Annotated in this window: 6 protein-coding genes and 1 pseudogene; 1 reads left to right on the top strand and 6 read right to left on the bottom strand. The window is 69.0% G+C overall.

The window, feature by feature from the left end:
* Positions 1 to 121: 121 nt before the first annotated feature.
* The gene (gene glnA, locus GT354_RS32635) at positions 122 to 1,531 is read right to left on the bottom strand and encodes a type I glutamate--ammonia ligase (protein ID WP_161359987.1); all 1,410 of its coding nucleotides are present in this window, start codon (positions 1,529 to 1,531) and stop codon (positions 122 to 124) included.
* Between the two features lie 243 nt (positions 1,532 to 1,774).
* Here glnA and GT354_RS32630 point away from each other — a divergent pair, with 243 nt between their 5' ends.
* Positions 1,775 to 2,233: an RDD family protein gene (locus GT354_RS32630; RefSeq protein ID WP_346012283.1), complete on the top strand. Its 459-nt coding sequence runs from the start codon at positions 1,775 to 1,777 to the stop codon at positions 2,231 to 2,233.
* A gap of 159 nt (positions 2,234 to 2,392) precedes the next feature.
* On the opposite strand, the gene GT354_RS32625 is transcribed toward GT354_RS32630, so the two are convergent.
* From GT354_RS32625 to GT354_RS32605, 5 genes and pseudogenes are all read right to left on the bottom strand, one after another.
* Positions 2,393 to 3,079 carry a DUF4191 domain-containing protein gene (locus tag GT354_RS32625; RefSeq protein WP_161359985.1) on the bottom strand — a complete coding sequence of 229 codons (687 nt, stop codon included), beginning with the start codon at positions 3,077 to 3,079 and terminating at the stop codon, positions 2,393 to 2,395.
* 141 nt (positions 3,080 to 3,220) lie between these two features.
* The gene (locus tag GT354_RS32620; protein WP_237535701.1) at positions 3,221 to 3,475 is read right to left on the bottom strand and encodes a hypothetical protein; all 255 of its coding nucleotides are present in this window, start codon (positions 3,473 to 3,475) and stop codon (positions 3,221 to 3,223) included.
* Positions 3,476 to 3,590: 115 nt separating this feature from the next.
* The gene (gene lipA / locus GT354_RS32615; RefSeq protein WP_161359984.1) at positions 3,591 to 4,562 is read right to left on the bottom strand and encodes a lipoyl synthase; all 972 of its coding nucleotides are present in this window, start codon (positions 4,560 to 4,562) and stop codon (positions 3,591 to 3,593) included.
* 227 nt (positions 4,563 to 4,789) lie between these two features.
* Positions 4,790 to 5,587, bottom strand: coding sequence for a lipoyl(octanoyl) transferase LipB (gene lipB / locus GT354_RS32610; protein WP_161359983.1), 798 nt, complete (start codon positions 5,585 to 5,587; stop codon positions 4,790 to 4,792).
* 169 nt (positions 5,588 to 5,756) lie between these two features.
* Positions 5,757 to 6,164 (bottom strand): annotated as a pseudogene (locus GT354_RS32605) (hypothetical protein); the annotation flags it as partial.

Raw genomic sequence — 6,164 nt, 5'->3', positions numbered from 1 at the left:
AGGAAGGCCGTCGACCACGCTCCGGGAGCAGCGGTCGACGGCCTCGTCCTTCGGGGAGTTTCCTCCCGGTGCCCTCGGATGTGTTCCGGAGGGTGGGTCCGCAGGGCGGCGGTACTTCGGTTTAGAGGTCGAAGTACAGCTCGAACTCGTGCGGGTGGGGGCGCAGGCGGATCGGGTCGATTTCCTTGGTGCGCTTGTATTCGATCCAGGTCTCGATGAGGTCCGGGGTGAATACGCCGCCTTCGAGGAGGTACTCGTGGTCGGCTTCGAGCGCGTCCAGGACCTCGGCGAGGGTGCCCGGGACCTGGGGGACCGCGGAGTGCTCGTCGGGGGCCAGTTCGTACAGGTCCTTGTCGACCGGCTCCAGCGGCTCGATCTTGTTCTTGATGCCGTCGAGGCCGGCCATCAGCTGGGCGGCGAAGGCCAGGTACGGGTTGGCCGACGGGTCCGGCACGCGGAATTCGACGCGCTTGGCCTTCGGGTTGCTGCCCGTGATCGGGATGCGGATGCACGCCGAGCGGTTGCGCTGCGAGTAGACCAGGTTGACCGGTGCCTCGAAGCCCGGCACCAGGCGGTGGTACGAGTTCACCGTCGGGTTGGTGAACGCGAGCAGCGACGGGGCGTGCTTGAGGAGGCCGCCGATGAAGTAGCGGGCGGTGTCCGACAGGCCGGCGTAGCCCTGCTCGTCGTAGAACAGCGGGGAGCCGTCGGTCCACAGCGACATGTGGCAGTGCATGCCCGAGCCGTTGTCGCCGAAGATCGGCTTCGGCATGAAGGTCGCGGTCTTGCCGTTGCGCCATGCGACGTTCTTGACGATGTACTTGAAGAGCATCAGGTCGTCGGCCGCGGCCAGCAGCGTGTTGAACTTGTAGTTGATCTCGGCCTGGCCGGCGGTGCCCACCTCGTGGTGCTGGCGCTCGATCTCCAGGCCCGCGGCTTCGAGTTCGAGGGAGATCTCCGCGCGCAGGTCGGCGAAGTGGTCGACCGGCGGGGTCGGGAAGTAGCCGCCCTTGTAGCGGACCTTGTAGCCGCGGTTGTTCTCCTCCGCACCGGTGTTCCAGGCGCCTGCCTCGGAGTCGATGTGGTAGAAGGACGCGTTCGCGCTGGTCTCGAAGCGCACGCTGTCGAACACGTAGAACTCGGCCTCGGGGCCGAAGAACGCCGTGTCGGCGATGCCGGTGCCGGCGAGGTAGCGCTCGGCCTTCTTCGCGACGTTGCGCGGGTCGCGGCTGTACTCCTCGTCCGTCAACGGGTCGTGGACGAAGAAGTTGATGTTGAGCGTCTTGTCCTTGCGGAACGGGTCGAGCCGTGCCGTGGACAGGTCCGGGCGCAGCGCCATGTCCGACTCGTGGATCGACTGGAAGCCGCGGATCGAAGATCCGTCGAACGCCAGGGTCTCGTCCGGGTCGAACGTCTTGGCCGGGACCGTGAAGTGCTGCATGACGCCAGGCAGGTCGCAAAAACGAACGTCGACGAACTTGACGTCGTTGTCGGCGATGTACCGCGACACCTCTTCGGCGTTGGTGAACATCAATCCTCCTCGACCCGGCGCCAGGCGCGGGCAATTGTGTTCGCGGGGAGCGGCCTCCTCCCCGGTGGCCACTGGCCATGAAGGTAGGTGGGGGCGGTTTCCCGTCGGTGTCCCTCGTGTTTCCGGGATGTTACGCACCACCCGTACGGTCCAGTCCCTCTTGCGCGGATGCGTACCCATGATCCACGCTGCCACGCGCACCCCGGGGCGGGCGAATCGGCCCGGCTCGTCTACTTTGGAAGGGTGGACGAGAACACGACCGCATCGCGGACTCAGGCCCCCGGGGCGGCGGACGGGGAATTCGGCTACCGCGGCAAGCGTCTCGGGCTGCCCGAAGACGGAACCAACTCGCTTGCGCCGACCGGGCGACGGCTCGTCGCGCTGATGATCGACTGGGTGCTCTCCAGCGTCATCGCCTTGTCGTTCCTGGGCAGGGGCGACCTCAATTCACCGGGGACCAGCCTGGGCACGCTGGCCGTGTTCGCGGCGATGAATCTGCTTCTGGTGAGCACGATCGGCTGGACCGTGGGCAAGCGGGTGATGGGCCTGCGCGTGGTTTCCGTGACGCACGCGTCGCTGACGCCGCTCGCGGTGCTCGTACGGACGTTCCTGCTGTGCCTGGTGATCCCGCCGGCGATCTACGACCGGGACGGGCGCGGCTTCCACGACAAGGCGGTCGGGACCGCCGTGGTGCGGGCGTAGTTCGCAGCCCGCGGGCGGCCGGTGGCACCCCTGGCCGGTGGCGTTTCGTTTCGTACTACCGCGCAAGACCCGGACGCGACAAGACAAAGCGGCGGCGACCCCCGAGGGGATCGCCGCCGCTCTCGTTTTCGGGCGGGGACCGGCGGTGCGGGTGCGGCGTCAGCCGCGCGGGCCGCGCGGCATGCGCGCGCCCTTGGGCATCGGGCCCTTGGGCACCGGCATGTTCTTCATCAGGTCGCCCACCGCGCGCAGCCGGTCGTTGACGACCGCGACCTCGGGCTTGGCCATGGTGGGGGACAGCTTCATGATGTGCCGCTGAAGCTTGCGCAGCGGGACCTGGTCCCCCTCGTTGCCGACGATGACGGTGTGCACCACGGTGCCGGCCGCCAGCCGGGACATGCGCTTCTTCTCGTCGGCCAGCAGTCGCGTCACGCGACCGGGATGACCCTCGCCCACCAGGACGATGCCGGGACGGCCGACGGCACGGTGGACGACATCCTGCTGCCGGGTGATCGCCACGGTCGGGGTCACGACCCAGCCACGCTTGAGTGACTGCATGACCGCCAACGCGGCGCCGGGCTGGCCCTCCATCTGGCCGAGCACCGACTTCTCGGCACGTCGTCCGAAGACGAACGCCGCCGCCAGCAGACCCACGAGGGCACCGAAGATGCCCAGGTAGATCGGGTGTCCCCACCAGAAGCCGATGGCCAGGAGGACGGCGAAAACGCCCAGGCCCCACGCCGCCACAATCAAGCCGACCCACGGGTCGGCCTTCTTCGTCTGCTGGTAGGCGAGCCGGATCTGCTTCAGCCGGCCGCTCTTCTCGGATGGTTCCTTGCTCGCCATGTGAAAAGGATACTGGCGGCCCGTCCACCTACGACAACGGCTGTCGGCAGGTATTCGCCCGCAAAGCGCCCCGTACGGCCGTCCGGCGGATCAGGGACCCGTCGAACGGCCGTACGGGGCGGCGGGCCGGAGTGTGACGGGTCAGCGCGAGCCGGCGCCCGGCACGGTCTTGACCGGTGCGAGGCGGGCCAGGATGTCGGACGCCTCGGCGCGGGCCTGGGCCCGGCTGCGGTCGGCGCAGACCGCGTCCCACGCGTTGCGCCGCGCGGTCCGCTGGCCGCCTTCGAACATCAGCACGGTCTCGACGGCCCGGAAGACCCGGCCCACGGTGGCTCGACGAGCTGCGGTGCCGCGGTCGAACGCGCCTCGCAGTACCGAGGCATTGCCTTGCTGCATGACGGTCGTCCCTCTCCGTGTCCATTCGGCGGAAAGATGAGTCGTTTGTCGCGAAATACGCGTCGCACTGGGGTTCACACTCGCAACACTGTGTTACCAGGCGATGTCGTCAAGGTCAAACCGAGGTGAAGTTCTGTACGCCTTCGCCCGAAGCGGCGCGGGATTCGCGCAGGTCGAGCGCCTGGCGGTACAGCCGCCCGGCGCGGTACGACGAGCGGACCAGCGGTCCGGAGAGCACGCCCGCGAAGCCGATCTCCTCGGCCTCCTCGTTCAGCTCGACGAACTCGTCCGGGTGCACCCAACGCTCGACGGGGTGGTGCCGGGGGCTCGGGCGCAGGTACTGGGTGATCGTCAGGAGTTCGCAGCCCGCGTCGTACAGGTCCTGCATCGCCTGGCTGACCTCGGCGCGTTCCTCGCCCATGCCCAGGATCAGGTTGGACTTGGTGACCAGGCCGTCGGCCCGCGCCTGGGTGATGACGTCGAGCGAGCGCTCGTAGCGAAAACCCGGGCGGATGCGCTTGAAGATGCGCGGCACCGTCTCGATGTTGTGCGCGAGCACCTCGGGACGGGAGGAGAACACCTCGGCGAGCTGGTCGGGCTGCGCGGTGAAGTCGGGGATCAACAGCTCCACGCCGGTGCCCGGGTTCAGTTCCTTGATCTGGCGAACCGTCTCCGCGTACAGCCACGCGCCGCCGTCGGGGAGGTCGTCGCGCGCGACGCCCGTGACGGTCGCGTACTTCAGGCCCATCGCCTGGACCGACTCCGCGACCCGACGGGGCTCGTCACGGTCGAGATCGGCCGGCTTGCCCGTGTCGATCTGACAGAAGTCGCATCGCCGGGTGCACTGGTCGCCACCGATCAGGAAGGTGGCTTCGCGGTCTTCCCAGCATTCGTAGATGTTGGGACAGCCGGCTTCCTCGCACACCGTGTGCAGGCCCTCGCGCTTGACGAGTTGCTTGAGCTCGGTGTATTCGGGGCCCATCTTCGCCCGGGTCTTGATCCACGAAGGCTTGCGCTCGATGGGAGTCTCGGCGTTGCGGACTTCCAGGCGAAGCAGCTTGCGGCCGTCGGGTGCGACAGCGGACACGCGCGACTCCCTATGTCTTCGACAGACTGCGGTCTCGGCAGGCTGAAGCATGAGCAGGCTGCGGTTCGGGACAGTCTGCAATGGGCCCGACAGGATGGGACGGACCCGGATTGGGCGGTGCGTCCAGGGTACGCCCCGCGATCGGGGGGTTCGGACGACCCGTCAAGTGGCAACCGGGGCAAGCCCGCAGGGATTCCCGCGGGCCGCGGGACGGCACGAGGCATACGTCACGCGGGAACGTGCGCGAACACCTCGGCGAGGTGCTTTTCGGCCAGCGGCAAAACCTCGGCGACGGTGACGGGGCGGCCGAGTTCGACGCTGAGCGAGGACACCCCGGCGTCCTTGATGCCGCACGGCACGATCCGGTCGTAGGACGTCATGTCCGGGTCGCAGTTGATCGCGAAGCCGTGCATGGTGACCTTGCGCGAGACCCGGACGCCGATCGCCGCGAGTTTGCGGTCGTCGCCGCGCTGGCCGGCGTTGGACGGCGCGTACTCGGGGCCCGCCAGGCGCGGGTCGAACTCCGGGTGCAGGCGCGGGTCCGGTGCCGCCGCGAGACGGCCGTCCAGACGCAGGTCGAGGCCACCGCCGGCGGGGGCGGTGCGCGCGGCGACCGTGTCGCCCAGGACCCACACTCCGCTGCGGCCCTCGACGCGCGTGGTTTCCAGGCCGAGTTCGGCGCAGACCCGGATCAGCGCCTCCTCCATCCGACGCACGTGCGCGACGACGTCGATCGGCTCGGGCAGGCGCACGATCGGGTAGCCGACGAGTTGGCCGGGGCCGTGCCACGTGATCTTGCCGCCGCGATCGACGTCGACCACGGGGGTGCCGTCCATCGGGCGTTCGGACGGGTCGGTACGGCGGCCGGCCGTGTAGACGGCGGGGTGTTCGAGAAGCAGGCACGTGTCGGGGGACACACCGCTCACGACCTCCTCGTGGACGCGACGCTGTTCCTCCCAGGCCGTCTCGTACGGGACGGCGGCGGGGCCGATGCCGGCATGCACGAATCGCAAGAAGCTGGTCACGTCCACCAGCGTACGACCGGTCCCCAGGTCGTCGATGACCGGTCCGTCGGCGGCCGTCGTCGCCGTCGCCCACGCGACCCGAGGGCGACGGCGACGTCACCGGGCCGCAGGCCCTTCGGTCGATGTCGCGTACACCGGCCCACCGGTGGATGTCGCGTACGTCGGCGCGTCAGCCGATGCCGCGCACGCGACACGGCACCCCGGTGAACGTGCAACTCATCGCGTCGACGCGACCCGACAGCGAGAACAGGATCGTCACGCTCGCGTTCGGCGCCAGCGGGCGGGTGCCGGTAGCGGTCGCGCTGCTGCCCTGGGTGGACATCCGCATGTGGTCGCCGATGAACATGTCGAAGCCGTTGCGGCCCGACGACACGAGCTTGAGATCCCAGGTGTTCAACGTGTGCGGGGTGTCGTTGGTGATGGTCACCGAGCCGCTGGTGTACCAGCGTGAGGACTGGGCGACGGCGTCGACGTCGACGTCCTTGGCCGGGTCCGCGGTGGGGGGTTGGGTCGCGACGGGGGGCACCGGCGGTACGGGCGGCGGGGGTTGCGGGAGCCCCGGGTTTTGCGGCGCGGA

The sequence above is a fragment of the Streptomyces sp. SID3343 genome (assembly GCF_009865215.1).
Lineage (GTDB): Bacteria > Actinomycetota > Actinomycetes > Streptomycetales > Streptomycetaceae > Embleya.
This window is presented reverse-complemented; position numbering and strand designations above follow the sequence as displayed.

Excerpts from the sequence above, each read along its gene's own strand:
- glnA (WP_161359987.1), bottom strand. The coding sequence starts at position 1,531 with ATGTTCACCAACGCCGAAGAGGTGTCGCGGTACATCGCCGACAACGAC.
- GT354_RS32625 (WP_161359985.1), bottom strand. The coding sequence starts at position 3,079 with ATGGCGAGCAAGGAACCATCCGAGAAGAGCGGCCGGCTGAAGCAGATC.
- GT354_RS32620 (WP_237535701.1), bottom strand. The coding sequence starts at position 3,475 with ATGCAGCAAGGCAATGCCTCGGTACTGCGAGGCGCGTTCGACCGCGGC.